Here is a 26,368-nt window from a genome sequence, read left to right as displayed (position 1 = left end):
AGATATCCTTAATACGGATATGGAGGGGTATGTTTTTTAAATCGAAAAGAGGGAGGGTGGAAGATGGAGAGGCTGGTATATCTCGATCACGCAGCTACTTCGTGGCCCAAGCCGCCGGAGGTGGCTGCAGCTATGGTGGAGGCCTTGGAACAGTCAGGGGCCAATGCCGGGCGGGGCAACCACTCACTGGCTATCGGGACGGGGCGGGTATTAGTTCGTGCACGAATGCTGCTGGCAGAGTTGTTTGGTATAGCGAATGCTCAGGATATTGCGTTCACCCATAACACAACTATGGGGCTAAATATGGCTATTAAGGGTACACTTCAACCAGGGGATCATGTCGTTTCGACGATGACAGAGCATAACTCAGTGCGCAGACCCTTGGAGTATTTGCGCCGGAGCATCGGGATTGAAGTGGATTATATACAGGCGGACCGCGAGGGCCAAATCAATCTGCACGAGCTTCAGCGTTCTCTGCGTCCTAACACCCGGATGGTGATCTGCAATCATAGCTCCAATCTGCTGGGAAGTATTCTGCCGATTGGGGATATCGGTGACATAGTGAAATCGCATGGGGCTGTGTTCCTGGTAGATGCCGCTCAAAGTGCAGGGGCGCTTAATATTAATGTGGCGGCTATGAATATTGATCTGCTGGCATTTCCGGGACATAAAGGGCTGCTCGGTCCGCAAGGGACCGGGGGGCTGTATATCTCTCCTGGGCTGGATCTGGAACCGCTGATGCATGGAGGGACTGGCAGTCAGTCGGAGAACAGCGAGCAGCCAAGTGTTCGCCCGGACCGTTATGAGGCAGGGACACAGAATGCCGTCGGAATAGCTGGTCTGCTGGCTGGCGTGAAGGCGGTTAAGGCGCTGGGAGTGGAACAGATTCATATGCAGGAATGGAAGTTGACACAGCTGTTGATGGAGGGCTTGGCTGCTATTCCGGGCATGCGGATTCTGGGCCCGGCACCGGGCGCTCCACGCAGCGGAATTGTGGCTTTTGTTGTAGAGGGGCAGGAGTCGGCGCATATTGCCCACCGGCTGGACCGCGAATACCAGATTGCTGTGCGGGCAGGAATGCACTGTACACCGTTGGCCCATCAAGCAGCGGATACTCTGGCTAGCGGAGCGGTAAGGGCGAGTGTGGGAGTGAGTTCCACGGAAGCGGATGTTCAGCGGCTGCTGTTAGCCATGGACGAAATGTACGGCGTATAGCGTTCAAGCTAATAAGTGGATAAGGATTCAGGTGGATTATACAGGTCGGTGTCGTTACAGCGTGGGAATTCTTATTTTTGTATAAAGGATGATTCAACATGTCGGAGTTAAATGAAATCATAAGCGAGTATTTATCGGCGTTCATCATGGGCTTTGCCGGGGTAATCATACTGATGGCCATTATGATGATCGTCCAGGGTGCCAGGCTTCGCAGAATGCGGAGCCGGTACGAAGCCATGATGGGCGGGAATGGCATAGAGGATCTGGAGAATCTGCTGGTCAACCTGAAAAATCAGGGGGATATGCTGGAGGAGGTCCAGTTGGAGCAGAAGACGCTGCTTGAAGCGGCACATACCAAAATGCGCGGCATGAAGTCGAAGGTGGCCATGAAGCGCTATAATGCTTTTGGAGAACGCGGTAATGACCTGAGTTTCTCGCTTGCCATTCTGGATGACAACCACAGCGGGATTGTGCTGAGCAGTCTGCACAACCGCGAGAACTCATATATCTATGCTAAGCCGATTGAACAGGGAGAGAGCCAGTATGCTCTGTCACCGGAGGAGAAGGAAGTTATTGCTCTCGCGTTGCAGCAGATCTAGCATGCAGGTTCCACTGCTTCAAGGCAGAGTAGAGGCTGGATGAAATAATATCCGACAAGCGCATCACCAGGCTTAATCTGGTGTTCTGCAATACGAAATATTCCATGAATCCTCCCACATTAACGATGCCGGTCAAATGGATATCGCCAACGGGGGGAAGCTGCTTGTTGACCCCTGCGCCAGGACGCAGCGGACCTTCAACCACCTGAATGCAGCCGACGCTGGTGGACTGGCCGAGACAGGCGTCAATGGCGATGATGAACGGGTTGGCATGCTTTTGGTACACAAGGCTAACTGTCTCTTCCAGGTTAATGGCATGTACCGGCTCCTCCAGCGTTCCGTAGAGATGGAACAGCGGGCTGTGAAAGCGGGCCAGTGTCGTGCCGACCAGGGGGCCAAGAGAATCGCCGGTCGAGCGGTCCGTGCCCACGCAGATAATGACAATGGGCGTATCCGGACGGGTGCGCGAAAAGTGGAACAGCAGACGGTGGGTAATGGCAGAATAGATATTGGGGTCGGCATGTGATATTTTTAAACAGGATGGTTCTTGCAGCGGTGGAGCTTTGGAAGAGAAATTCATATAATCGTCCTTTCTGAGGCGGCGACTGCAAATCACGGGAAAATCAGCTGAAAAAGCAGTCAGGCTGCCAGGCTGCTGATTATGCAAGGCTTACGTCCGCGGGAGCGTGTTCTGATGATCCTAGTATATGGATGGAAGTGGTTTTTTATACTATGGCGGCAATAGATAGGACCAATAGCCCAGAGGAGGCGTGGAGTGTGGAGGAGGAACTGCTGCTAGCGTTTGATTCGACCCAGCAGGCGCTGCGCGCCGAGATGCTGCTTGAATATGCGGAGATTGAAATCGATATCTTCCCTACGCCCAAGGAGATCACCGCCGGCTGTGCGATGTCGATCCAATTCTACCGGAGTGCGCTGGATGAGGTAAGGGTCCTGGTCGAAGAGCAGAACGTAGAGATCCGGGGGATCTTCGCCAAGGCCGTTGAGGGTGCAGGGTATGTGGAAATAACGGAGAAGGAGGGGTTCGATGATTAACAGCTTACTGGCGGCCGACGGCGTTGACGGTGTTGTTAATGATGCCGTCCGCTTCAAAGATAAATTATGGGACTGGTTCACCAATACTGATATGTGGGCCACGGTCCTGTTTTCGGGAATCAGAATTCTCATAATTTTCATTCTGACCCGGGTGATTATCAAGGTGGTCTCCAATGTGATTGACCGGTCGCTTGAGCGGGAGACGAGAGGGAGGACATTAGTCAATAACCGGCGCTTCTCCACGGTCGGCGGACTGATGAAGAATGTGGTTACCTTCTTCTGTAACTTCACCATGATTCTGCTGGTTCTGTCGGAGTTCAACTTCGATCTGAAGCCGCTGCTCGCCGGAGCAGGGGTAGTCGGGCTGGCTATAGGGTTCGGCGCACAAAGTTTGGTCAAAGATGTGATTACGGGCTTCTTTATTATTTTTGAGGACCAGTTTGCAGTCGGGGATGTTATCCAGAGCGGAACCTATAAGGGAACGGTAGAGATGATTGGCCTGAGGACGACCAGACTGTTAAGTGCTACGGGCGAGGTACACATCATTCCTAACGGCACGATTGTTAATGTGACGAATTATTCGCTGGCGAATGCACTGGCTGTAGTAGATGTTCCGGTTAAAATCGAACGCGGGCTCGAAGCCACCCTGGCACTGATCGGCGAGGCGCTTCAGGGCATCGAGGAACGCAGCTCCAGTGTCATTGCCTACCCTAATATTCTGGGAATCCAGTCGATGAGCACCTCAGAGTATGTCATCCGCATAGCGGCGAATTGCCTGCCTAATGCCAGAGATGCTGCCGAGCGGCAGATTCAGAATGATATCAAGCATGCTCTGGAGAAGCAGAGCGCCCTGGAGGCTGCTAAGGCCGAGCAGGAGGCGCGTGAGCAGGCGGAGAGGGAGGCAAGAGAGGCTGAGGCGGCCCGTGAGCAGGAACGCATAGAGGAAGCCCGTAGAGCCCGTGAGGAGCAAGAGGCTAGCCCAAGAAGGCAGGCAGCTGCTGCGCAAGAGGCAGAGGAGGGGGAAGAGTAATGGAACGCAAGGTATTCGGGCTGGGTGATATTGTGCAGATGAAAAAGCAGCATCCCTGCGGAAGTAACGAGATGGAGATTATCCGTATGGGGATGGATATCCGGATTAAGTGCACCGGCTGTCAGCACAGTGTCCTCATTCCCCGCGCCAAATTCGAAAAGAATCTGAAGAAGGTCCTGCATTCAGCGGATAGTGGAGCAGAGAATAATTAAGCTGGCGCAGGAAGCGAAACGCAAATGAATAACGCTTGCAATTGTGCGATTAGCATGATATGATAATTCTTGCTGCGGAGAGGTACCCAAGAGGCCCAAGGGGGCTGACTCGAAATCAGTTAGGCGTGTCAAAGCGTGCGTGGGTTCGAATCCCACCCTCTCCGCCACTTCAGCAATTATATTCTTAATTTATGAGACCTCCGTTCTGATACGGGGGCTTTTTTGTTATATAAGAAAGTATAGTTTCCGTGTATTGTGGGGAAATAACGGTTTTATACGGAAGACTATAATTAGGCAAGTGGCATCGATGTATGCGGAAAACCGAATACAATCAGCAGCCAAAAAGGTGCATATGTCGGATGTACGGGGATAAGACAACAGCATCTGTCATCCTTTAGGGTGATTTTGTGTTTGTTGATCTTCAACGCAAAAAGAGAGACCTTCGCAGGTCTCTCTTCCAGAGGCAGTACATCAATGATGTTCGGAAATCTCTGTCTATAGCTACTACTGTGATTGGGTAATGCCAAAGCTGTTACTCCTTTTTACAGAGCCAGCTTCACTCTCCCCGGGTACGATAGCTGCTGAATTCAGAATCCCTGTGATCGTGTTCGTCTGCGACGTTCAACGGAACCACACCTCTCTTTTGTACTGCCTGGGTCTAGTATGCGCAGCCTTCAAGGTTTTATACCTGGCTGCTGAAATTAATGGACACGGGCCTTCTCCACTTTTTTCCACTTGCGGTTCTGGTTGCTGGTCTCCGGGAAGGTGTCGCCTTTCTCCATTGTAATCCGCTTCGGATTCTGAATCTCCGTGTGGAAGCTCCGCGCTTCGCCTACCTCGGTGTAAACGCCCGGGTTGGGGGCTTTGTCGCCCTTTTCATACTCCGTCTGTTCGCCCATTGGTGAATAACCTCCTGTTATCGAATGATGAAGCTGTTATATTGTGGCCTTGACGATGAGGGATTACTCAGAGGTTCTTTCGGAATCCGCCAACATTTTTTGGGGGTCCAGCATCTGGTACGTATTAATAAAACTTGCAATCCTCTGCTGGGTTTGGTATATTAATTTGGTGCGAGTCTATGTTTGTGCTCGTTCCTTGCTCCTGACCTGATCAGGGGCCGCAGACCATAAGGAGGTGAAAATTATGCGCAAATATGAAGTCATGTACATTATTCGTCCTGACATTGAACAAGAAGCCGTTCAAGCAGCAGTCGAAAAATTCCAAGGCATCATCTCCAACGGCGGAGAAATTACAAAGCACGATGTGCAAGGTAAACGCCGTCTTGCGTATGAGATCAAGAAACATCGTGATGGCGTTTTTGTTTTGGTTAACTTCAATGCAGAACCTGCAGTAGTTACTGAGCTTGAGCGTATCATGAAGATTTCTGACGAAGTAATTCGTTATCTCATTACGAACGACGTTGCCTAAGATATTGACAAGCTTTGTAACGAATCGCGCTATTAAGGAGGGGACCTAATTGTTGAACCGTATCATTCTGATCGGTCGGTTGACCCGTGACCCGGAACTTCGTTATACTCCTGCTGGTGTTGCCGTAACACAGTTTACGCTTGCCGTAGACCGTAACTTTACGGGCCAGAATGGTGAACGCGAGGCGGACTTTATCCCGGTAGTAACCTGGAGACAGCTGGCTGAGACCTGTGCCAATTATTTGCGCAAAGGAAGACTGGCAGCCGTGGAAGGACGCATCCAAGTACGGAATTACGAGAATAACGAAGGCAAACGTGTATACGTTACTGAAGTTATTGCCGATAATGTCCGTTTCCTGGAATCCGCGCAGAGCCGTGAAGGCGGAAATGCATCAAGTGGTGGAAGTATGCCTGAAGAGCCAGCCTTCGGTGGCGGCGGTAACGGCGGGAACAGTGCTCGCGGAAATGGCAACAACAATAATTTCTCGCGTAACAACAATACCCAAGATCCTTTTTCGGGCGATGGAAAACCGATCGATATATCGGACGATGATTTGCCATTTTAATAAGGAAGGACTGAACTGAACATGGCTTTCAAACCAAGAGAAGGTGCGGACAACGACAAAAGACCGGCACGTCGTGGTGGACGCAACAAGCGTAAAAAAGTGTGCTATTTCACTGTGAACAAGATTACTCACATTGATTATAAAGACACTGAGCTTCTTAAGAAGTTCATCAGCGAACGCGGAAAGATCTTGCCGCGTCGTGTAACTGGTACAAGTGCAAAATACCAACGCGCTCTGACTATTGCTGTAAAGCGCTCGCGTCAAATCGCGCTGCTGCCTTACACAACAGAATAGGACGTTTTATGAAGCAGCCGGCTTAGCCGGCTGCTTTTTGTATGGGATAACCCATAATTGACAAACGGATTCCAGGTGTAGTAAATTACAGGTATCCTATAACTAAAGGGGAAATTTTGATGTTGGTGAGCGTTCTTAACTAAGCAATTTCATATCGTTCCGGCTGTTAGCCGCCGCATGCTCTGATTTTGCCGGGGGCATGTCTTGTTGGAGTCTGTCCTGATGACATCTCTGAGGGAGTAGACCGCAGGCTGCTGGAATGAATGATTTAGTTAAGAACACACGCGAAGCGTCATGATGGCCTCTTGATCCGGCTATTGTTCTCTTTGTGATTAACCGTGCTCTTGCAGCACGGTTTTTTCTGTTTTCAGTCGTCTTCCCGTAAGGGGCGGGACTCTGAGGCCAAAGAGAAGCAGCAGCAGCAAAAAGAGGGCGAAGACTGCCGTGGTGGCGGTTCTTTGCCCTCTTTTTGCGTTATGCGTAGTGGATTGGGATAAGAAATATACTTGTATACAAGGAGGAACTCAAGTTGAATCTGCAAAGTCTGCACACATTGGAATATGAGACAATTAAGCAGGAATTGATGCGTCATGCGGTATCTTATGAGGGAAGAAGGGTTGTCAGAGAGCTTCAGCCAATGATCTACCTGCCGGCGATACACCGGGCGCTTGAGGAGGCGCAAGAAGCGAAGGAGCTGCTGGAGCGCGGAGCCAGTGTGCCGATTCCCTCGCTGGAGGGCATTGAATGGGTGCTGTCACTGCTCGGGACCGGCTATATGTACAATGAGCAGGATTTCACCGCAGTCTCGCTGTTTCTGAACAGCTGCGGGCAGCTCAGGAAGTACATGGCCGCCAAAGAGCAGATAGCGCCGCGCATTGCCGCATACGGGGCATCCCTTCAGGAGCTGAATGGGGTCCGGGACGAGATTGAACGGTGTATCCGGCTGGGGGTCATCGATGACCAGGCCAGCAAAGGGCTGGAACGGGTCCGCAAACGGCTGGCAGTCGCCAAGGAGCGCCTGCACCGGAAGCTGGAGAGTATCATGAACCGCCACAAATCCATTTTACAGGAAAGTCTGGTCAGTATGCGCGGCGGGCGGTATGTCATTCCGGTGAAACGGGAGTATCACAAGCAAATTAGGGGCTCGGTGCTGGACCAGTCCACCAGCGGGCAGACGGTATTCGTGGAGCCGGATGAGGTGGCCTCGTTACAGGGAGAGATCGAGCTCCTGACTGCTGACGAGGCCCGCGAGGAAGGAATAATCCTGAGCATGCTGACTGGGCTGATAGAGCAGGAGCAGGCCGCTATCCGGCTTAATATTGAGGTGACGGGCATGTATGACTTTATTTTCGCCAAAGGGAAGGTTGCCCGGGTAATGGATGCGGGGCCGGTTGCTCTGAACGAACGCGGTTATGTGAGGATGAATGGAGGCCGTCACCCCCTGCTGAAGGATATGGTGCCAGTCAGTCTGGAGCTGGGTCAGGGGTATAAATCGCTGATCGTGACCGGGCCGAATACAGGCGGCAAGACGGTGGTGCTCAAAACCCTGGGCCTGCTCGTATTAATGGCACAGTCCGGCCTGCTGGTACCGGTTGATCCCGGCAGTGACTTCGCGGTCTTCACTAATGTAATGAGTGTAATCGGAGACGGACAGAGCCTGACACAGTCCCTAAGCACCTTCTCGGCACAGATGAAGAGTATTGAAGGAATGCTCTATGATGCCGGCAGAGGCGTGCTGCTGCTGATTGATGAGCTGGCTGCCGGCACAGACCCTGGTGAAGGGTTCGCGCTGTCCATCGCGATTCTGGAGGAGTTGAACCGGAAGGGGGCTAATATCGTGGTAACGACCCACTTCAATGAGCTGAAGGCCTTCGCGGCGGCAACGGCGGGCTTCGAGAATGCTCGGATGGAGTTCGATAAGAACACGCTGCAGCCGCTGTATAAGCTAACGATTGGCGAAGCTGGCGAGAGCTACGCGCTGCAGATCGCCGAGAAGCTGGGTATTGTCCATTCCGTTATCGAGCGGGCCAAACAGCTTGTGACAGAGCAACAGGGACACAGAGGCGGCCACAGCCCGTGGAAGGACGCTATCAGAGCTGCTCAGAGGGCTAAAGCAGCGGAGGCTGAAATAACTGCAAAAGCGGATAGAACGGCTGAAGGACAGCAGGGAAACGTTGAATCACAGGAGGCGCATACTCCAGTACCTGAATTTGCGGTAGGGGATGCTGTCTATGTCAGCTCTCTGGGGCGCACTGGAATTGTCTATGAGAGGAAGGACAGCCGGGGTAGGGTCGGAGTGATGATTCAGAAGCAGAAGCTGAGCATTAACCACAAACGGCTGAAGCCTTATCTGTCCAAGGAGGAGCTGTATCCCGAGGATTATGATTTTGATATTATTTTTGAGAGCAAGGAGACCCGGAAGAAGCGTAAGCTGATGCGGAAAAAGCATGTGGAGGGCCTTAGCATCATCCACCCGGGAGAGGAAAATTAAGGCGCTGCTGTAGCTGAAGTCTGCCCGTTAGGGCAGGCTTTTTTCAACATCGGAAGGGTTCTGGGCTGCCCCGAAATAAATTAAAGACTTCACTTTACAGTGAATATTGTATATCCTCTATAATGTGGAATAATTATTTGTCCATAATCTGCATAATAGGCATTACAGTAAAATCTAGTGTAGAAACCGCTTACATTACTGTGTGATCCAACCCGGGAGGGAAGAAATATATGTCAAACCGACTCATCGGCAGACTGATGCTACCGCTTGCGCTCTTGGTGGCATTGTCGGCATGCAGCGGGCCAAGCCCGGCCGTCAAGAATGTTGTGGCGCGCCTTAGCCAAACAGCCGATGAACCCATTACAGGCGGGACTGTGACCTTCGGCTACCCGTCCGCTTTTCAAGGGATCTTTGAACCGGCATTCTTCGAAGGAGAAGATGATTCCAATGTGCTGGAGTTCACCACTGAGGCGATGTTCACTGTGAAGGATGATTTGTCCACCGCTCCTAATATCGCCAGCTGGCAGGAGTCCGAGGATCATACGGTGTTCACATTCACCATTAAGCCCGGGGTCCGCTGGCATAACGGGGATGAGCTGACCGTGGAGGATTGGAAGTTTGCTCTGGAGACTATCGCCAGCCCGGAGTATACGGGTTCCAGATATTATAGCGTTGAGATGATCAAGGGCGCAGAAGCGTACCACCAGGGCCAGGCGAAGGAAATTACAGGGCTTAAGGTGATGGACCCGTATACGCTGCGCATTACAATGAATTCAGCACGTGTGAACGTGATTGATAATCTGTGGGCCTACCCGATGAACAAGCGGTACTTCGCGGGAGTGGCAGTTAAGGATATGCTGGACAGCGATCAGGTGCGCAAGCGGCCAATTGGCACGGGTCCGTTCATGGTAACCAGCATTGTGCCGGGCCAGACGGTGGAAATGAAACGGTTCGATAATTATTACAAGGGCGGAGCGCTTCTGGACGGGATTACTTATAAGGCGATCGACAGCAAGGATATTACCTCTCTGCTTGAAGCAGGAACTGTCGATATGGCGGCTTTGCCGCGTGATGCCTATGAGGCCGCAGGGCAATTGGATAACGTAGAGATTAGGGTCACACCAGGAATGTCGTTTGAATATATCGGGTTCAAGTTTGGACACTGGGATGAGACAGACGGTCAGGTGGTAATGGATAATCCCAAGTTCAAGGATAAACGACTGCGTAAGGCAATGTATTATGCACTTGACCGGCAAGGGATTCTAGATAAATATTCCTATGGCCTTGGGACGCTTATCGAGACACCTATCCCCAGCTCCAGCTGGGCCAAGATCGCGGATGAGGAGATCGACACCTATCCCTATTCTCCGGAAAAGGCTGGGCAGCTGCTGGATGAGGCCGGGTATCTGGATCTAGACGGGGATGGACTCCGCGAAGATCCCGGCGGCAAGAAGCTCGTTATTCACTATGATGCGATGAGCGGCAGCAAGACAGCTGAGGCCCGGACGGCAGCCATTCTCCAGAATTGGCGTGATGTCGGGCTGGATGTGCGGCTCAGCGGAGGAAGCCTCAAGGAGCTGAATACCTTTTATGAAGCTGTGGAGTCGGATGATCCGGCAGTGGAGCTGTTCAACGGCGTGTGGGGACTGGCCAGCGACCCTGATCCTTCGGGCTTATGGCGCGCTACCGATTCGTGGAATTACCCCCGGTGGACGTCGAAGCGCAGTGAGGACCTGATCCGGGAAGGGGTTAGCCTGAAGGCGTATGATAAGGACTTCCGGAAGGAAATCTACTATGAATGGCAGAAGCTGATCAATGATGAGGTTCCAATGATCTTTTTCGCTGAACGCTCGGATATTACTGCGGTGAATAAGCGCCTGCAAGGGGTAACAATGAACGCTTTAAGCAATATCATCAATCCGCAGAGCTGGTGGATTAAGGATACTGAATAGGCTAAGAGGACGGTCTGATCTGCTGTGTTAAGTGGCTGAACAGACTGTCTTTTTTTATTTTTTTTGGCTGAAAAAGAATCAAAACGCCGTTTGCTGCGTCATATACTTTATGGAATATAAGCGGCCTAAGTGTCAAAGTTGTCGTTATTTGTTGTTTCTTTTTAGTGGTGAAGTGATTACAATAGAAATATTGTTTATGTGTCAAAGCCGTTTTCCAGGTTTATTCTACAATTAGAACGACCCGAATCCCGGAAAGGGGGAATAATACCATCTGAAGCAGGGCGGCGTACAGCAGCTAGAACAGCCCACTCATGACTGCCTTGGAAGCCCAGGCGGCCATTGTAAATAGATTACGTTCATAATATGTACATTCCACCATAAAGAAGGAATCAAAAATGATGAATAAGCTTAAAAAAATAAAAAAAAGATACATTGCGCTCATTCTGGTACTGGTGATTGCAGCCGGAGGGTTTCTGTTCCAGAAGCCGCTGGCTGTGCTGGCATTCGACCTCTTTTTATCCGATCAGGTGGAGCAGAAGCTGACGGATGCATCCTATGTGCCTCTGGAGAATAACACCAGCAAGACACCGACTTCCGTTAAGGCTGAACCCGTGGCACTCAAAAGCGACCCGTTCTCTCTGATGCTTCTTGGTACAGATCAGCGGAAGAATGAAACCGCACGCTCAGATACCATGATGTATGCGGTGATCCGGCCGGAGGATTATAAAATTCTGCTGATCTCCGTTCCCCGGGATACCTACACGGAAATTATCGGATACAAGGACAATAAGAAGGATAAAATTACACATGCGTATGCATTCGGCGGGCAGCAAATGTCTAAGGACACACTGGAAGCGCTCCTCGGCCATGATATTCAATATTATGCCACCATCAACTTTCAGGGGCTGAAGGATGCTGTCGATGCCATTGGCGGTGTGCCGCTCCCGATCAAGAAGGATATTGTCAACAAAGGCAAAGACCATGAGAAATTCACCATTAAGGCCAATAAGTCGAATTATAGCGGCGAAGAGGCACTTAACTATACCCGCTACCGTGAGGATAGCGACTTCAACCGTACCAAACGTCAACAGGTCTTTATTGATGTCGTAGCGAATAAAATGTTATCGATCAGCCAGATCGGCAATATTCCTGAGCTGCTGGATATCATGGGCGACAACTTCAAAACGGATATTCAGCCCTCGATGATCATCAGTCTCGCCAAGAAGTTCATGGGCGGCAAGGACATGGATATCTCCAGCTTCACGGTGATGGGGGAAGGCAAACGGATGGACGGGGTCTACTACGATATAGTGAACGAAGAGGATCTGAATAAAGCCAAGGCGCTGATCGACAACTGGATGAACCCCAGCACACCGGTTGACCAGCTGATTGAGCCAGGCAAGGCCGGCAATGCGCTTGAGCCTTCGGCCACACCTGCAGTACAATAAGGATCAGAACCGATTTTCTTGACCCGTTATAAAAACAGCAGCCATTCCCTCAAGGTTAATGGCTGCTGTTTACTGTCTTCATGCTATAATGGAATGGAACTTATTGCTGAGGGCAGACGTATAACTACGGTGGGCTTTAGTGCAAGGAAGGTAAAGTAGCATTCCTTCGGAATTCTTTGAGGAGGATTAAGAGATGAACATTGCGTTTTTTTTACTTCCGAAGCAGGAGGTCGCTTGTGTTACCATGGATTCGACGCTGCGGCAGACCCTGGAACGGATGGAGTTTCACCGCTATACAGCAGTGCCGATCCTGAACCGCAACGGAGAATATGCGGGAACGGTTACTGAAGGTGATTTGCTCTGGTATATGAAGGAGTCGGGCGGCGCGGTCACCTTTGAGAATGCTTCCAAATTTCTGCTTAAGGATGTCCCGCTGCGGATGAACAATCTGGCGGTCTCGATTGATGCGGATATGGAAGATCTGATTAATTTGGCCAAGGTCCAGAACTTTGTACCGGTGGTCGACGACATGAAGCGGTTCATCGGCATTGTACGCCGGAGCCAGATTATTGAATACTGCGAGAAATTTGTCTCACGGCAATCGCTCGAATCGTTATAAGGTACCAAGGCCTGTATTTCCGGCGAAGCGGAATGCGGGCCTTTTTTAAAAGATGGAAGGCGGTATTCAGGGGCGGCAGGCGTCCGTGTGGCTCGGAAATTTTTATGCTATAATGGAGAATAATGCTTTTTGCCGGAGGTAGAGAGACAGTGCCCAATGTGCCGAAGGATCTGGATGTGGCCAAACGCGCCAAGGTAATTGAGTGGTTAAAGACGGAAGTTATTGATCAAGTCTCAAGGTTATTTAAAGCGCTGTGGGAAGGCAGTACCACGCGTGTCGGCGACAGTCTGGCCAGCCTGATTATGAGCTCGTACATCTTGGGGCGCAGACTCGGTATTCCTTATCGCGAGCTGGATGATTTACTGCTGGAGAAGCTGCGAAAGCACAGGCAGGAGGGCCATCAGCTCGAAGAATGGTACCAGGATATATCTGCATTAGAAGAACATATGCGTAAGAGGTGAATACTGTTGAAATTTCGCTGGACATCTGTGGCTTGGAGCGTAGCTTATCTGTTGCTGCTGTTATCCCTGTCAACCCCGCTGCTAATTATTACAACATTCTTTATGATTATTCCGGCCATAGTGCTCTTTACGACCCTTAACACCAAGCAGTTCATTCTGCATCTGTTACCGGTTCTGCTGATTGTGGGCCTGATTACCCCGATGTATATCCTGATTGCGGCTTATTTCTTAATCCCGGCCCTTGTGATGGGACGATGGTACAAGAAGCGTGCTTCAGCGATTTCTACACTGATTGCCGGTATGGTCGCTATACTAGCTGAATTCCTGCTGATCCTGCTGATCAGTACGACGTTCCTTAAGTTCAATTTGTACGACTACGTCTATGATGTTCTGAAGACCTATGCAGACTGGCTGGCAAGTATGGGGGCAAGCAATCCGCTGCTGTCCGAGATCGCCCTCTCCTCTGATCAGATTGGCCAGATGAGCTGGCTGACGATCCAAGCGATACCGATGACGCTGATCCTCAGTGCGTTCGTGATTGCGGTCATTACCCATTCCATTGTCCGCCCTATTCTGAACAGTATGGAATATGCGGTGCCTAAGCTGAAGCCGGCGCGGGAATGGAGACTGGCCAGATCGTTCATCTGGTATTATCTGCTTGGCGTGGTCATCAGCCTGCTGTTCGGCGGTGCCGACAGCGGCTTCATGCTAATGGTCTCGGCCAATCTGCTGCCGCTGCTGCAGATTGCGTTCAAGATCCAGACCATCGGCTTCCTCTTCTTCCTGGTGCATGAACGGAAGTGGAGCAAGATCATCGCTCTTCTGCTGGCAATCCCTGTTATTGCTCTGCCGGGATTCTGGATTATTGGTGTGGTGGACCTGGCGTTTCCGCTGCGGGAGCTTGTGAAGAAATCGAAACGATAGGGTGAGGGCTCATGCCAAAATTTCTGCAAAGACGCTGGCACGGCTATCATACCGTGTGGGCGTTCTTACTGCTGCTGGTCCTGATTATAGTAGTCAGTATCTATAACTGGGTCCTCGGTGTTGCCAGTCTCTTCCTGGCCGGCACATTGTGTTTCACCATGCTGCAGGCCGAGCTGTCGTTCCGCCGCAACCTTGTAGATTATATCAACGGCCTGTCCTTCCGCATCAAGCGGGTGGAGGGGGAGGCTGTAAGCATGCTTCCGCTCGGGATTATCCTGTACAGTGAGGACCGGGCGGTGGAATGGCATAACCGGAATGCCGGCCAGATCTTCTCCCGCAAGTCGCTTGTGGGTGAAGATATGCAGGAGCTGATGCCGGTGGTTATGGCTTCTCTGCAGAATCTGCCGTCCAAGCGGGAACCGGTTAAGGAAGGGGTATTGAAGGAGCAGCGCCATGAGCTTACGGTGGATGACCGTTATTATGAGGTTGTAGTGATTCCAAGCGAAAGGCTGCTGTATTTATTCGATATTACCGAGCTTGTGGTGCTGCGTGAGCGGTATGAGGAAGAGAAGCTGGCGATTGGAATTGTCATGATGGATAATCTGGATGAGGCCGCCCAGGGGATGGATGATCAGCAGCGTACTTCGCTAATCGCCAAGGTTGCCAGTGAGATTACCGAGTGGAGCAAGCAATTCGAGGTATATCTGCGCAGGTTGTCTTCCGAGCGGTACTTGATGCTGCTGAATCACCGCAGCCTTCAGGCCCTGGAGGAGAGCAGGTTCGTGGTGCTGGATGAGGTCCGTGAGATGACGGCAGACCTCAAGGTGCCGATGACGCTGAGCATAGGCCTTGCCTACGGCTCGGAATCGGCCAGTGAGCTGGGAGCGCTTGCCCAGTCGAGTCTGGACATGGCGCTCGGCAGAGGCGGGGACCAGGCCGCTGTGAAGGCGGGCCAGCGGCTCTCCTTCTACGGCGGCAAGACCAATGCCGCCGAGAAACGCACCCGCGTCCGGGCGCGGGTGATCGCCCACGCCCTGCGGGATCTGATGCAGGAGAGCGACCGGGTGCTGATTATGGGGCACCGGATACCGGATATTGACGCGGTGGGAGCGGCGATTGGCCTGCTTAAGGCGGCACAGATGTACAATGTGGAAGCCAGCATTGTGATGGAGACGCCGAATCCTTCGATTACCCGGATGTTGGAGGAGATCCGCAAGGATGAGGCGCTCTACAAGACCTTCATCACGCCAGAGCAGGCTCTCCAGATGATGACGGAGCATACGCTGCTCATTGTTGTGGATACACACAAGGCTTCCATGACTATGGAGCCGAGGCTGGTGCAGGTAGCCAGCCGGATTGTGGTGGTTGACCATCACCGCCGGGGTGAGGAGTTCATCAATGACGCTGTGCTCGTGTATCTGGAGCCGTATGCGTCATCTACCTGTGAGCTGGTGACGGAGCTGCTGCAGTACATTCATGACAAGATTAAGCTCAGCCCGCTGGAGGCCACGATGCTGCTGGCCGGGATCACGGTCGATACGAAGCATTTCGCGCTGCATACAGGCTCGCGGACCTTCGAGGCCGCCGGGTTCCTGCGCCGGGTCGGGGCGGATACGATTCTCATTCAGCGCATGCTGAAGGAGGATCTGCAGGAGTACATCTCGAAGGCGGAGATCATCAAGCATGCGCGTATGGTGTATGACCAGATAGCACTGGTGGTCACACAGCCCGGGATGAAGATCCCGCAGCTGCTGATCGCCCAGACGGCGGATACGCTGCTGGGGATGACGAATGTGGTGGCGTCCTTCGTCATCAGTGAACGTCCTGACGGCCTGATCGGCATCAGCGCCCGTTCTCTGGGTCGGATGAATGTGCAGGTAGTCATGGAGAAGCTGGGCGGCGGCGGACATCTGTCCAACGCGGCTGTACAGCTTGAAGGAACAACCAAAGAAGCGGAAGCCAGACTGCTCGCAGTGCTGGCCGAAATTGAAGCGAAAGAGGGGTTATTTGAATGAAGGTCATATTCTTGAAGGATGTTAAGGGTCAAGGCAAGAAGGGGCAGGTTAAAGAGGTGTCGGAGGGCTATGCAGCCAATTTCCTGCTGCCGCGCGGGCTGGTTCGTCCGGCTACAGACGGTAATGTGAAGACACTGGAGAACCAGGCGGCAGCCGAACAGCGCCGCAAGGACCAGGAGAAGGAGGAAGCGGTACAGCTGGGCAAGAAGCTGGATGAGTTGACCCTGACCCTGAAGGCCAAAGCAGGCGAAGGCGGCCGTCTCTTCGGCGCTATCACCAGCAAGCAGATCGGCGAGACACTGGCAGCTACTCAGGGCATCGTCATCGACAAGCGCAAAATTGAGCTGAGCGATTCGATCCGCCATGTAGGCACGTTCCAGGCAACAGTTAAGCTGCATACTGAAGTAAAGGCTAACCTCACGGTTCAGGTAACGGAGGAGTAGGATGGGTGGAGATCTCTTTTTCGATCGGGTTCCCCCGCAGAATCTGGAGGCAGAACAGGCCGTACTGGGTGCAGTTCTACTGTCGGATGAGGCGCTAATTACCGCGATGGAGCGGGTGAATACCGAAGACTTCTACGACAAACCGCATCAGATGATATTTGAGGCGATGGTGCAGCTCGGAGAAGAGAGCCAGCCGATTGACCTGATTACATTGACATCCCGGCTCCAGGATAAGGGGGAGCTTGAGGATATCGGCGGTGTCAGCTATCTGGCGAAGCTGGCGCATGCGGTGCCGACTGCGGCCAACGTCGATTATTACGCCCAGATTATTGAGGAGAAGGCGATGCTGCGGCGGCTGATCCGCACAGCCACGCAGATTGTCAGCGAAGGCTATACCGGCGGCGAAGACGTAGGCATTATGCTGAGTGACGCCGAGCGGCGAATCCTGGAGATCTCGAACCGCCGCAGCGGCAGCGGGTTCATTGCCATCCGCGATGTGCTCATGCAGGTATTTGACCGGGTCGAGCTGCTCCATCAGAATAAAGGCGGAACCTCGGGGATTCCAACCGGGTTCGTTGACCTGGACCATATGACGAACGGCTTTCAGCGCAATGACTTAATTATTGTGGCGGCCCGTCCCTCCGTCGGGAAGACGGCCTTCGCTCTGAATATCGCGCAGAATGTGGCGGTGCGGGCGAAGGAGACGGTAGCCATCTTCAGTCTGGAAATGTCGGCGCCCCAGCTGGTTCAGCGTATGATCTGCGCAGAGGCCAATCTGGACGCCAATATTATGCGTACCGGTGATTTCAAGAGCGATGATGACTGGTCCAAGCTCACGATGGGCATCCAGTCGCTGTCCGAGTCCGAAATCTACATCGACGATACTCCGGGCATCACAGTTACCGATATCCGGGCGAAATGCCGCCGGCTCAAGAAGGAAAAGGGACTCGGAATGATTGTCATCGACTACCTGCAGCTGATCCAGGGCCGGGGCAAGGCCGGCGAGAACCGCCAGCAGGAGGTATCGGAAATCTCCCGTACCCTAAAGCAGATCGCCCGTGAGCTTGACGTTCCGGTTATTGCCTTGTCCCAGCTCAGCCGCGGTGTGGAGCAGCGCCAGGACAAACGGCCGATGATGAGTGACCTTCGTGAATCAGGCTCTATCGAGCAGGATGCCGATATCGTAGCCTTCCTGTACCGTGATGATTATTACAATCAGGATACCGAGAAGAAGAACATTATCGAAATTATTATTGCCAAGCAGCGTAACGGTCCGGTAGGGACGGTGGAGCTTGTGTTCCTCAAGAACTTCAACAAGTTCGTCAACTACGAGCGGGCCCATGCAGAACCGTTTGCAGGTTAGGCAAACTTCGCACAATACACGAACGATCGCACATTTCAGTCTGTGATCGTTCGTTTTTATTTGACTTTAAAAAGTGCCGCTGTTACACTGATTATTGTGCTTTGGCGGCCTGCCCGCCTGGTGTCCGGAGGGCTGCGTACAAGATGAAGCGCGTACAGAGCCCCTATGATAAGCGGAAAAATAATGGTGCTTGCTAGCACCTACGGAGGAATGTACATGTCAACGGTAGTCGTCGTGGGAACACAATGGGGAGACGAAGGCAAAGGCAAGATCACGGATTTTCTGGCGGAAAGTGCAGATGTGGTCGCCCGGTATCAAGGGGGTAACAATGCCGGTCACACGATTCTGATTGACGGAAAGAAGTTCAAGCTGAGCTTGATTCCATCTGGTGTATTTTATAAAGAGAAGACTTGTGTTATCGGCAACGGAATGGTCATTAACCCGGAAGCGCTGATCCAAGAAATTAATTATATTCATGACAATGGCTTCGATACGAGGAATCTGGTAATCAGCGATCGTGCGCATGTCATTATGCCTTATCATATGGTGCTGGATGCGCTTGAGGAAGACCGCAAAGGCCCGAACAAAATCGGTACAACACGTAAGGGGATCGGCCCGTGCTACATGGATAAGGCTGCCCGCAACGGCATCCGGATTGCCGATCTGATGGACGCTGAGGAATTCGAGCTGAGACTTCGTCCATTGATGGAAGAGAAGAATCAGGTAATCACTCAGGTATACGGCGCTGAGCCGCTGAATGTGGAAGAGATTCTGACCAAATATCTGGAGTATGCAGAAGTGCTGCGCGGCTATGTAACCGATACTTCGGTGGTACTGAATGATGCGATTGATGCGGATTCCCGGGTGCTGTTCGAAGGTGCGCAGGGCGTGATGCTCGATATCGACCAGGGAACTTATCCGTTCGTTACTTCATCGAATCCTTCGGCTGGCGGCGTCTGCATCGGTTCGGGCGTGGGCCCGTCCAAGATCAAGCAGGTTATCGGTGTGGCGAAGTCTTACACTACCCGCGTAGGAGACGGCCCGTTCCCTACAGAGCTGAACGATGCGACCGGTGATTATATTCGCGAGACCGGGCATGAGTACGGAACCGTAACCGGACGCGCCCGCCGCGTGGGCTGGTTCGACAGTGTGGTTGTGCGTCACGCCCGCCGCGTTAGCGGAATCACCGGCCTATCGCTGAACTCGCTGGATGTCCTGAGCGGTCTTGAGACTGTGAAGATCTGCACCGGCTACAAGTACCGTGGAGATATTATCACACATTACCCGGCAAGCCTGAAAATGCTGGCAGAGTGTGAAGCGGTCTACGAGGAGCTTCCAGGCTGGAGCGAAGACATCACTGGGGCGAAGACGCTGGAGGATCTGCCGGCCAACACACGCAAATACGTGGAACGTGTATCGGAGCTGACGGGGATTCCAATCTCGATCTTCTCTGTGGGCCGCAACCGTGAACAGACTAATCAAGTACTGCCAATCTATATCTAGACTGAAGCAGAACTAAATAGATACGTATAGAAGCAGGGGCCTCGGTGAGGCTCCTGTTTCTGTTTTGTCAGGATTATTGTTCAGCAGGTAATCAGCTTTAATGTGCTTCGGGACGTTTCCCGGACGTTGTTCTAGTCAATACTGTGAGAATGGGATCATAGCGAACCGATTCTTCTGAGGTTGAATAGAGCAGGGTGTAAGGGAGTGATGTTGGTGAAAATAGTGAAGCGTGCGCTGAGCATCTGCCTGATTGTGGTGCTGGCGAGCGGCCTGTCCATGCTGACAACGGCCTATGTGGTGAATACGTATATCCAGTCGGTGCTGGCCAGCTTCGATATCAAGCTGGACGGGCCGGGGCCGGGAATCGGCGGCTTCGTGAAGAGTCTGACCGGTATGGGAGGCAGCGGGGCTGCCCCCAAGGAGAATTCCAAAGCGGCCTCAAACGAGACTAAAAACTCCACTAAGGAGGCTGATTCAAGCAAGACGGAGGTAGAGAAGAAGGACAACAGTGGCGGAAAAGCCGGGAATCTTCAAGAGAAATCGGTAGACGAGACGGTGCCGGATAATGCACTGCCTGTGATGGGACAAGCCGCTTCGGGAGAAGAACAGAGTGAGCAGGGGCTGGACCAGAATCTGGTGATGACGCCGGAGGCTATGAATGATCTAAAGGAGAACCTGCCCGCTAATGCGAAATCCAATATCTTCAATATTCTGATGAATAAGCTTCCCCAGGAGGAGATGATCAAGATCTCCGCTGCCCTGGAAGGCGGCTTGACAGAGAGCGAAGTAACGGAACTGCAGGGTATCATTGCGAAGTACGTAGATGAGGATGAATATAAGGCGCTGATGAAAATGCTTACACCAGATAGCGGAGGGACGAATCAGAATTAAAAATTGTCATTTTTTGGACACGAATTCGCCGTTTAAAACGCATATTTTGGGAATAAACCCGCGAAATTGGCGGGTTTTGCTATGGGAGCAAAGTTGAAATTTTTCTTCAGGCTATGGTACAGTAAAAAAGGACTAATAAGGGTTAATATTTTGTAACCTTTATCGTATGCGTCATACAGTCATATTCGTACTCATGCAAATCGGATGCACGAAGCATATACATTCTTGTTTTTACAGCCGAAAGGGAGAGTTTCATGAAAGGATTTAAGTTTATACGCCAGATGGGGAACCTGCGGAACCGTGCAGAAGCATCCGCAGGATCTGGTGCTGCAGGTGAACAAGGTAAGGATGCAATAACTTCGGGTGAACCCCGTGTCTTTCAGCCGGAGATGAAATCCCGCCGCCGGCGTTCATGGATACTGGCTTCTGCCGGTCTGGTTCTGCTGACCACCTTCCTGGTGGGGGCACAGAAGAAGCAGGTAGCAGCGAATACAGTAACCTATTACAAAGTGCTGGTGAACGGTGAGGAGATTGGAGCGCTGAACCAGCAGGCGGATTTGAACAAGCTGTTCGAGGAGAAGAGACGGGAATATCAGCTCAAGTATCCTGACTCTGTGATGGTGCTACAGACCGGCGGTATTACGACCGAGGCCCAGCGGGCTTACAAGCCGGAGATTAACAGCGAGGCTACACTGGACAAGCTGGATGGTATGCTCAAGGCTTATGCCGTAGGCGTACAACTGGCTGTGGACGGGGAACCACTCGGGATTGTGAAGGATCAGGAGACGGCGGCGGCGGTGCTTCAGGCCGTTAAGTCGCATTACGCTCCGCAGAAGGCGGCAGCTCCGGGTGCGAAGCTGAAGAAGACAGCGGCCAAGGCGGGAGCGGCTGGTTCAGCCGCCAATGATCAGGTGGAGTCAGTCAAGATCCGGGAGGAAGTTAATATTGTTCCGGTGAAGGCAGATCCCAATAAGGTGCTTAGTGTAGAAGAGGCAGTGAAGGTGCTGACCGAAGGCAGGGAGGCGCCGCTGCGCTATGCGGTTCAAGAAGGCGACACAGTCTCCGCTATTGCTTCCCGGTTCAATATCACTCAGGCGGAGATTTTCCGCAATAATCCCGAGGTGAAGGAGCTTAGTCTGCAGATTGGGGATGAATTGCAGCTAACAGTGCCACAGCCTGACCTAACGGTCGTGACCGTAGAACAGGTAACTGAAGAGGTGGTCACGGAGCCTGAGGTTATTATCCGCAAGAGTGACCAGCTGCCGGCAGGCAAGCGGAAGGTAGTCCGCCCCGGACAAACCGGGCTCAAAACGATGAAGTACAGGCTGACCAAAGAGAACGGACAGGTGGTTCAGGAGGAGTGGCTGGGCCAGAGCGTAGTGAAGGCTTCTCTGCCTGAAGTGGTCTATTCCGGCACCAAGGTTGTAGGTGAAGGAACAGGAATGTTCGCCTGGCCGGTTAGCGGAGCGATGATCTCCAGCAGCTACGGCGAGCGTTGGGGACGCACACACAAGGGAGTCGATCTGGTATCGGGCAACCGCACGATCAAGGCTGCGGATGCTGGGACGGTCAGCTTCGCTGGTGTGCAGAACGGGTACGGCAATGTGGTGATCGTTAACCATAACAACGGATACGTTACGTACTATGGGCATTTAAGCAGTATTTCGGTCTCTACCGGACAGAAGCTGGGACAGGGCAGCCCCATCGGAATTATGGGCAGCACCGGGCGCTCGACGGGGACGCATCTGCATTTCGAGATCCGCAAGAACGGGACGGCCATCAATCCAATGAAATACCTGAAGTAATGGATAAGAGCTAGACCACCATTCTATAATTCTTCTCTGCCGTCCGGATCATTTCGGGCGGTTTTTATTTCTCTTTGAACTGGCATCTTATATAGATGTGACGCTAAGGCAGGTATGTTAAAATAAAGGAATCAGGGTTTCGAGTATCGTTAGAAAGGTGAAGCTGAGCATATGCAAATGGGAACGATTCTTGTAGTGGATGATGAACAACCTATTGCTGATATATTGAAATTCAATCTGGAAAAAGAGGGCTACGAGGTCATCTGCGCCTTCGACGGCAACAGTGCGGTGGAGCTGGCTCTGTCCAAACGCCCCGATCTGATGCTGCTGGATCTCATGCTGCCAGGCAAGGACGGAATGGATGTCTGCCGTGAGGTTCGCTCTGCCCATCTGGATATTCCTATCATTATGCTTACCGCCAAGGATGGGGAGATTGATAAAGTGCTGGGTCTGGAGCTTGGTGCGGATGATTATGTGACCAAGCCGTTCAGTACACGTGAGCTGCTGGCCAGGGTTAAGGCCCAAATGCGGCGCCAGCATAAGCCGTCCCCGTCGGAAGCGCCGAGTGAGACAGTGGAGAGCAAGCAGGGTGTCTATCATTTCGGATTATTCATTGATACGGATATGTATATGGTCTACAAGGATAGTGAGCCGCTGGATCTGACACATCGTGAATATGAGCTGCTCTATTATATGATCCGCCATGCGGGCAAGGTAATGACCCGGGAGCATCTGCTGCAGGCTGTGTGGGGCTTCGAATATTTCGGCGATGTGCGGACGGTGGATGTGACCATCCGCCGGCTCAGAGAAAAAATTGAGGAGAATCCCAGCAAGCCGGAGTATATTCATACCCGGCGCGGACTCGGTTATTTGATGCATAGCCCCAAAAACGGAGGGTTGTAATGAAGGCACTGTCCTTTTTCCGGACGATTCAGGCCAGGCTTATCGTAATCTACGTGCTGCTGATTCTGATTGCGATGCAGCTGATCGGCGTATACTTTGTCAGCTCGATGAAGAACTCGCTGACGGATAACTTCACCAAGGATCTGAAGGCCCGGGCCGAGATGCTCTCGATCCTCACCGCTGACAAATTCGGCAGTGAGACAGGAACAGCCGATGAGGAGTCGGCGGTGGAGAGCCTGCGCGGCATGGTGAATAATCTGTATATCAATGGTGCAGAAATTCAGGTGCTGGATGCGAGCGGCAAGATTATTACCACCTCGATCCCTTCTCAGAATGACTATGTCGGCCAGCGGAACACGCAGACCGTGGTCAGCCGCGCCTTGCAGGGGATCAGCGATAATGAGGAATATATCATCGCTGATGATAATGTGCGCAAGAAGGTAGTAGCGAAGCCGGTAATTTCCGGTGATAAGGTGGTAGGCGCCATCTATATAGCTGCCGATATGAAAGACTTATATGCCACCATGAGCCGGATTAACAGTGTGTTCCTCTCGGGGCTGCTGCTGGCGCTGGCGTTGACGGCCGTACTGGGTGTCATTCTGGCCCATACGATCACACATCCGATTAAGGAGATGACCAAGCATGCCACGGCTGTGGCCGAAGGGCGCTTCAACCGGAAGGTACCTGTGTTCGGCAATGATGAGATTGGCCAGCTGAGCCAGGCCTTCAACTATATGACGGACCGGCTGCGCGAGGCGCTGCTGCAGAACGAAGAGGAGAAGGAGAAGCTGTCGTCCATTCTCGCTAATATGAGTGACGGTGTCGTAGCCACAGACGAGAGCGGCGCGGTGATTCTGATGAATACGCGCGCTGCCCTGATGCTGGGCGCGGAAGGACCGCTTCCGGCAGGAGCCTCGCTTGGCGGGCTGTTGGGTCTGGAGCCTGAGCAGTCTGTCTCGGTGACCCAGGGCGTTCCCCAGTCTGCTATGCTCCATCTGTCTCCTATGGTCGGCGAGGATCCCAATATTGTGCGTGTGACCTTCACCCCGATTCACCGCCGCGAAGGCGGACGGATCGCCGGGACGATTGCAGTGCTGCAGGATGTTACGGAGCAGGAGAATCTGGAGGAGTCCCGCCGGGAGTTCGTGGCGAATGTGTCGCATGAGCTGCGGACGCCGCTTACGACGATCAAAAGCTATGCGGAGGCGCTGGATGACGGCGCACTTGAAGATCCGCAGCTTGCCGTGCGGTTCGTCGGCGTTATCCGCAATGAGACGGAGCGCATGATCCGGCTGGTTACGGATCTGCTGCATCTGTCGCGGCTGGATTCCAAGGAATCCAGCCTGCGCATCCAGCAGACGGATATCACCGAGATGCTGGAGGATGTGGCGGACCGCTTCTCCTTCCAGATCCGCCAGAAGCGGATTCACATCAGCACCAGGGTGCGTAAGGATGTCGCTACAGCCTGGCTGGACCGCGACCAGATTGATCAGGTGCTGGGCAATCTGGTCTCCAATGCCCTCAAGTATACGCCGGAGGGCGGGACGATCCAGCTGGAGGCGCATAAGAGCGAGGACGGCATGCTGGCCGTGTCTGTCCGCGACTCCGGTATAGGGATTCCAAAGAAGGATATTGAGCGCATCTTTGAACGCTTCTACCGGGTGGATAAGGCACGCTCGCGGAACATGGGCGGAACAGGTCTGGGGCTGTCCATTGCCCGGGAAATTGTCAAAGCCCACGGCGGCTCCATCTCCCTGCAATCGGAGCTGAATGAGGGCTCGCTGGTCACGTTCACACTGCCTTTGATGAAGCAAAGGGGGAGTGAGGCGTGAAGGAGAGAATCAAGTCATGGATGCTGGTCCTGCTTATACTCGGAAGTCTCGTGGAGAGCTATTACCTGATCTACAGGCTGCCCGGCAGTGATTCGGCAGTGTTGTCGAAGACCTTATATGTGAAGACGGATAATATGGGGCCGGAGGAGAAGGTGGAGAACCTGCTCTACCCCGATAAAATGATTATTCATATGGGCGGGGACAAGCATACGCTGTTCTACCCCAGCTCCACCTTCTATAATCTGATTATGAACCGCCTGAAGGGCCGCAGCTTCGAGAGCTTCCAGCGGCGGTCCGTACAGGACTTCGACTGGGACAAGATCCGCAGCGAGAATTCGGGCATTGAGCTGTCGTTCGGGGCAGGCATTCCGGTAACGCTGCTGCAGCGGGTCATGCAGATCTCACCGGATTCGCTGTTCGAGGGGGAGAGCATTGACCGGATCTGGATCTATAATATCAAAAATGACTCCAAAGCCCATGCCATCTTCTTCAGCACACGCGGGGATATTGTGTACGAGGCGGCCAAGGCGGACCTTACGGTCCAGGATGTGCAGCAGCATGTGGACTTCGGCAAGAATCTGACTCTGTATACATCCGTGAACGGTGAGTATTATGTTCCTGAGGCGGATGTTCCGCTGGTTAAAGTTGTGATGCCTGCGGGTATGTATACCATTGAGCAAATGCAGAGCAATCTGTTCTTCGATGCGGGCAGCACCAGATACATTCCGGAGAAGGATGGCTCCAAGATTTATACGGACAGCAAGCGCAGCCTGCAGGTAGACCAGGAACAGAACTGGATGAGCTATAGCGACCCGGCTGCACTTCCGGATGGCGACAGTACACCGGCAAAAGATGCGCTGGAGGCGGTGGATTTCGTGAACCGGCACGGTGGCTGGAACGGAACCTACAGGCTGGCTGCTACGGAGGAGGGCCGGCAGGACCGCAAGGTTTCTTTTCAGCAATATTATGGCGCTTATCCGTCCGGCTCCTATCCAATTATGAGCAACCCGCAGCTTCAGTATGGGGTAATCCATCTGGAGCTCCAGCAGGGAACGGTCTCTTCCTATGAGCGCTCCCTGATGTATACGAATGAGGACAAGTCTGAGAAGACCATTGTCGAGCTGCCCGGCGGCGAACTGCTGAAGCAGCGGCTGGCGCAGATCGGCAGCTCCTTGCGGATTATTGAGCTTACGCCTGCTTATATGCCTGCGCTGGCCGGGGAGAAGCTGCAGCTTCATCCCGTCTGGCGGGTTACGCTTAGCGATGGCAGTGAGCTTACATTGAATTAGGGCGGAGTTAAGCCAAGCGGACAGAATACCGAT

Annotated in this window: 25 protein-coding genes and 1 tRNA gene; 24 read left to right on the top strand and 2 right to left on the bottom strand. The window is 52.7% G+C overall.

What is annotated here, in order from left to right:
* Positions 1-63 precede the first annotated feature (63 nt).
* Positions 64-1,215: an aminotransferase class V-fold PLP-dependent enzyme gene (locus C173_RS20980; protein WP_036728053.1), complete on the top strand. Its 1,152-nt coding sequence runs from the start codon at positions 64-66 to the stop codon at positions 1,213-1,215.
* A 98-nt stretch (positions 1,216-1,313) separates the two neighbouring features.
* The gene (locus tag C173_RS20975) at positions 1,314-1,814 is read left to right on the top strand and encodes a DUF4446 family protein (RefSeq protein WP_036728052.1); all 501 of its coding nucleotides are present in this window, start codon (positions 1,314-1,316) and stop codon (positions 1,812-1,814) included.
* On the opposite strand, the gene yyaC is transcribed toward C173_RS20975, so the two are convergent.
* Entirely contained in the window at positions 1,786-2,394 is a 609-nt protein-coding gene (gene yyaC, locus C173_RS20970) for a spore protease YyaC (protein WP_036728050.1), read from the bottom strand. The genes C173_RS20975 and yyaC overlap by 29 nt on opposite strands.
* Positions 2,395-2,591: 197 nt before the next feature.
* Here yyaC and C173_RS20965 point away from each other — a divergent pair, with 197 nt between their 5' ends.
* The 4 genes from C173_RS20965 (at position 2,592) to C173_RS20950 (ending at position 4,276) form a co-directional block, all read left to right on the top strand.
* Positions 2,592-2,867, top strand: a complete 276-nt coding sequence (locus tag C173_RS20965; protein ID WP_036728049.1) for a DUF3343 domain-containing protein — start codon at positions 2,592-2,594, stop codon at positions 2,865-2,867.
* A complete protein-coding gene (locus tag C173_RS20960) occupies positions 2,860-3,897 on the top strand; it encodes a mechanosensitive ion channel family protein (protein WP_036728047.1) in 1,038 nt (345 codons plus the stop codon). The genes C173_RS20965 and C173_RS20960 overlap by 8 nt, the downstream gene beginning before the upstream one ends.
* Positions 3,897-4,109 (top strand): DUF951 domain-containing protein, encoded by a 213-nt coding sequence (locus tag C173_RS20955; RefSeq protein WP_036728045.1) that lies wholly within the window; start codon positions 3,897-3,899, stop codon positions 4,107-4,109. Before C173_RS20960 ends, C173_RS20955 begins: the two co-directional genes overlap by 1 nt.
* A 76-nt stretch (positions 4,110-4,185) precedes the next feature.
* Positions 4,186-4,276 (top strand) — tRNA-Ser (locus C173_RS20950).
* Positions 4,277-4,810: 534 nt separating this feature from the next.
* Here C173_RS20950 and C173_RS20945 read toward each other — a convergent pair.
* Positions 4,811-5,008 (bottom strand): YjzC family protein, encoded by a 198-nt coding sequence (locus C173_RS20945; RefSeq protein WP_036728044.1) that lies wholly within the window; start codon positions 5,006-5,008, stop codon positions 4,811-4,813.
* A 244-nt stretch (positions 5,009-5,252) separates the two neighbouring features.
* Between C173_RS20945 and rpsF the strand changes: the two genes are divergently transcribed.
* From rpsF to C173_RS20855, 18 genes are all read left to right on the top strand, one after another.
* Complete coding sequence (gene rpsF / locus C173_RS20940) at positions 5,253-5,537, top strand: 30S ribosomal protein S6 (protein ID WP_036728042.1); 285 nt, start codon at positions 5,253-5,255, stop codon at positions 5,535-5,537.
* Between the two features lie 49 nt (positions 5,538-5,586).
* Complete coding sequence (gene ssb, locus C173_RS20935) at positions 5,587-6,102, top strand: single-stranded DNA-binding protein (RefSeq protein ID WP_036728041.1); 516 nt, start codon at positions 5,587-5,589, stop codon at positions 6,100-6,102.
* Between the two features lie 21 nt (positions 6,103-6,123).
* A complete protein-coding gene (rpsR, locus tag C173_RS20930; RefSeq protein ID WP_036699837.1) occupies positions 6,124-6,396 on the top strand; it encodes a 30S ribosomal protein S18 in 273 nt (90 codons plus the stop codon).
* A 529-nt stretch (positions 6,397-6,925) separates the two neighbouring features.
* Positions 6,926-8,887 carry an endonuclease MutS2 gene (locus C173_RS20925; protein ID WP_036728039.1) on the top strand — a complete coding sequence of 654 codons (1,962 nt, stop codon included), beginning with the start codon at positions 6,926-6,928 and terminating at the stop codon, positions 8,885-8,887.
* Between the two features lie 230 nt (positions 8,888-9,117).
* Complete coding sequence (gene opp4A / locus C173_RS20920; protein WP_051478243.1) at positions 9,118-10,839, top strand: oligopeptide ABC transporter substrate-binding protein; 1,722 nt, start codon at positions 9,118-9,120, stop codon at positions 10,837-10,839.
* Positions 10,840-11,234: 395 nt separating this feature from the next.
* Entirely contained in the window at positions 11,235-12,287 is a 1,053-nt protein-coding gene (locus C173_RS20915; RefSeq protein WP_036728037.1) for an LCP family protein, read from the top strand.
* Between the two features lie 193 nt (positions 12,288-12,480).
* Positions 12,481-12,906 carry a CBS domain-containing protein gene (locus C173_RS20910; RefSeq protein ID WP_036728036.1) on the top strand — a complete coding sequence of 142 codons (426 nt, stop codon included), beginning with the start codon at positions 12,481-12,483 and terminating at the stop codon, positions 12,904-12,906.
* 158 nt (positions 12,907-13,064) lie between these two features.
* Positions 13,065-13,367 (top strand): MazG-like family protein, encoded by a 303-nt coding sequence (locus C173_RS20905; RefSeq protein WP_179090524.1) that lies wholly within the window; start codon positions 13,065-13,067, stop codon positions 13,365-13,367.
* A 6-nt stretch (positions 13,368-13,373) separates the two neighbouring features.
* Entirely contained in the window at positions 13,374-14,291 is a 918-nt protein-coding gene (locus C173_RS20900; protein ID WP_036728034.1) for a DUF2232 domain-containing protein, read from the top strand.
* An 11-nt stretch (positions 14,292-14,302) separates the two neighbouring features.
* Complete coding sequence (locus C173_RS20895) at positions 14,303-16,306, top strand: DHH family phosphoesterase (protein WP_036728032.1); 2,004 nt, start codon at positions 14,303-14,305, stop codon at positions 16,304-16,306.
* Positions 16,303-16,749, top strand: coding sequence for a 50S ribosomal protein L9 (rplI, locus tag C173_RS20890; RefSeq protein ID WP_036728030.1), 447 nt, complete (start codon positions 16,303-16,305; stop codon positions 16,747-16,749). The genes C173_RS20895 and rplI overlap by 4 nt, the downstream gene beginning before the upstream one ends.
* A 1-nt stretch (position 16,750) precedes the next feature.
* Positions 16,751-18,112, top strand: a complete 1,362-nt coding sequence (gene dnaB / locus C173_RS20885) for a replicative DNA helicase (RefSeq protein ID WP_036699821.1) — start codon at positions 16,751-16,753, stop codon at positions 18,110-18,112.
* Positions 18,113-18,328: 216 nt separating this feature from the next.
* Complete coding sequence (locus tag C173_RS20880) at positions 18,329-19,615, top strand: adenylosuccinate synthase (RefSeq protein WP_036728029.1); 1,287 nt, start codon at positions 18,329-18,331, stop codon at positions 19,613-19,615.
* Positions 19,616-19,822: 207 nt separating this feature from the next.
* A complete protein-coding gene (locus C173_RS20875; protein ID WP_051478242.1) occupies positions 19,823-20,506 on the top strand; it encodes a hypothetical protein in 684 nt (227 codons plus the stop codon).
* A 254-nt stretch (positions 20,507-20,760) separates the two neighbouring features.
* Positions 20,761-22,311 carry a M23 family metallopeptidase gene (locus C173_RS20870; protein WP_051478241.1) on the top strand — a complete coding sequence of 517 codons (1,551 nt, stop codon included), beginning with the start codon at positions 20,761-20,763 and terminating at the stop codon, positions 22,309-22,311.
* 171 nt (positions 22,312-22,482) lie between these two features.
* Positions 22,483-23,214 carry a response regulator YycF gene (gene yycF / locus C173_RS20865; protein ID WP_036728027.1) on the top strand — a complete coding sequence of 244 codons (732 nt, stop codon included), beginning with the start codon at positions 22,483-22,485 and terminating at the stop codon, positions 23,212-23,214.
* Positions 23,214-25,046, top strand: a complete 1,833-nt coding sequence (gene walK, locus C173_RS20860; protein WP_036728025.1) for a cell wall metabolism sensor histidine kinase WalK — start codon at positions 23,214-23,216, stop codon at positions 25,044-25,046. The genes yycF and walK overlap by 1 nt, the downstream gene beginning before the upstream one ends.
* Positions 25,043-26,335, top strand: a complete 1,293-nt coding sequence (locus tag C173_RS20855) for a YycH family regulatory protein (RefSeq protein ID WP_036728024.1) — start codon at positions 25,043-25,045, stop codon at positions 26,333-26,335. The genes walK and C173_RS20855 overlap by 4 nt, the downstream gene beginning before the upstream one ends.
* The last annotated feature ends 33 nt before the right edge of the window (positions 26,336-26,368 follow it).

The organism is Paenibacillus sp. FSL R7-277, from assembly GCF_000517965.1.
In the GTDB taxonomy this organism is placed as follows: domain Bacteria; phylum Bacillota; class Bacilli; order Paenibacillales; family Paenibacillaceae; genus Paenibacillus_AQ; species Paenibacillus_AQ silagei.
This window is presented reverse-complemented; position numbering and strand designations above follow the sequence as displayed.

Coding starts and splice junctions, on each gene's coding strand:
- C173_RS20975 (WP_036728052.1), top strand. CDS start 1,314: ATGTCGGAGTTAAATGAAATCATAAGCGAGTATTTATCGGCGTTCATC.
- C173_RS20915 (WP_036728037.1), top strand. CDS start 11,235: ATGATGAATAAGCTTAAAAAAATAAAAAAAAGATACATTGCGCTCATT.
- opp4A (WP_051478243.1), top strand. CDS start 9,118: ATGTCAAACCGACTCATCGGCAGACTGATGCTACCGCTTGCGCTCTTG.
- walK (WP_036728025.1), top strand. CDS start 23,214: ATGAAGGCACTGTCCTTTTTCCGGACGATTCAGGCCAGGCTTATCGTA.
- C173_RS20895 (WP_036728032.1), top strand. CDS start 14,303: ATGCCAAAATTTCTGCAAAGACGCTGGCACGGCTATCATACCGTGTGG.
- C173_RS20870 (WP_051478241.1), top strand. CDS start 20,761: ATGAAAGGATTTAAGTTTATACGCCAGATGGGGAACCTGCGGAACCGT.
- rpsR (WP_036699837.1), top strand. CDS start 6,124: ATGGCTTTCAAACCAAGAGAAGGTGCGGACAACGACAAAAGACCGGCA.
- C173_RS20880 (WP_036728029.1), top strand. CDS start 18,329: ATGTCAACGGTAGTCGTCGTGGGAACACAATGGGGAGACGAAGGCAAA.
- dnaB (WP_036699821.1), top strand. CDS start 16,751: ATGGGTGGAGATCTCTTTTTCGATCGGGTTCCCCCGCAGAATCTGGAG.
- C173_RS20980 (WP_036728053.1), top strand. CDS start 64: ATGGAGAGGCTGGTATATCTCGATCACGCAGCTACTTCGTGGCCCAAG.
- yyaC (WP_036728050.1), bottom strand. CDS start 2,394: ATGAATTTCTCTTCCAAAGCTCCACCGCTGCAAGAACCATCCTGTTTA.
- rplI (WP_036728030.1), top strand. CDS start 16,303: ATGAAGGTCATATTCTTGAAGGATGTTAAGGGTCAAGGCAAGAAGGGG.
- yycF (WP_036728027.1), top strand. CDS start 22,483: ATGCAAATGGGAACGATTCTTGTAGTGGATGATGAACAACCTATTGCT.
- C173_RS20945 (WP_036728044.1), bottom strand. CDS start 5,008: ATGGGCGAACAGACGGAGTATGAAAAGGGCGACAAAGCCCCCAACCCG.
- C173_RS20910 (WP_036728036.1), top strand. CDS start 12,481: ATGAACATTGCGTTTTTTTTACTTCCGAAGCAGGAGGTCGCTTGTGTT.
- C173_RS20875 (WP_051478242.1), top strand. CDS start 19,823: ATGTTGGTGAAAATAGTGAAGCGTGCGCTGAGCATCTGCCTGATTGTG.
- rpsF (WP_036728042.1), top strand. CDS start 5,253: ATGCGCAAATATGAAGTCATGTACATTATTCGTCCTGACATTGAACAA.
- C173_RS20955 (WP_036728045.1), top strand. CDS start 3,897: ATGGAACGCAAGGTATTCGGGCTGGGTGATATTGTGCAGATGAAAAAG.
- C173_RS20960 (WP_036728047.1), top strand. CDS start 2,860: ATGATTAACAGCTTACTGGCGGCCGACGGCGTTGACGGTGTTGTTAAT.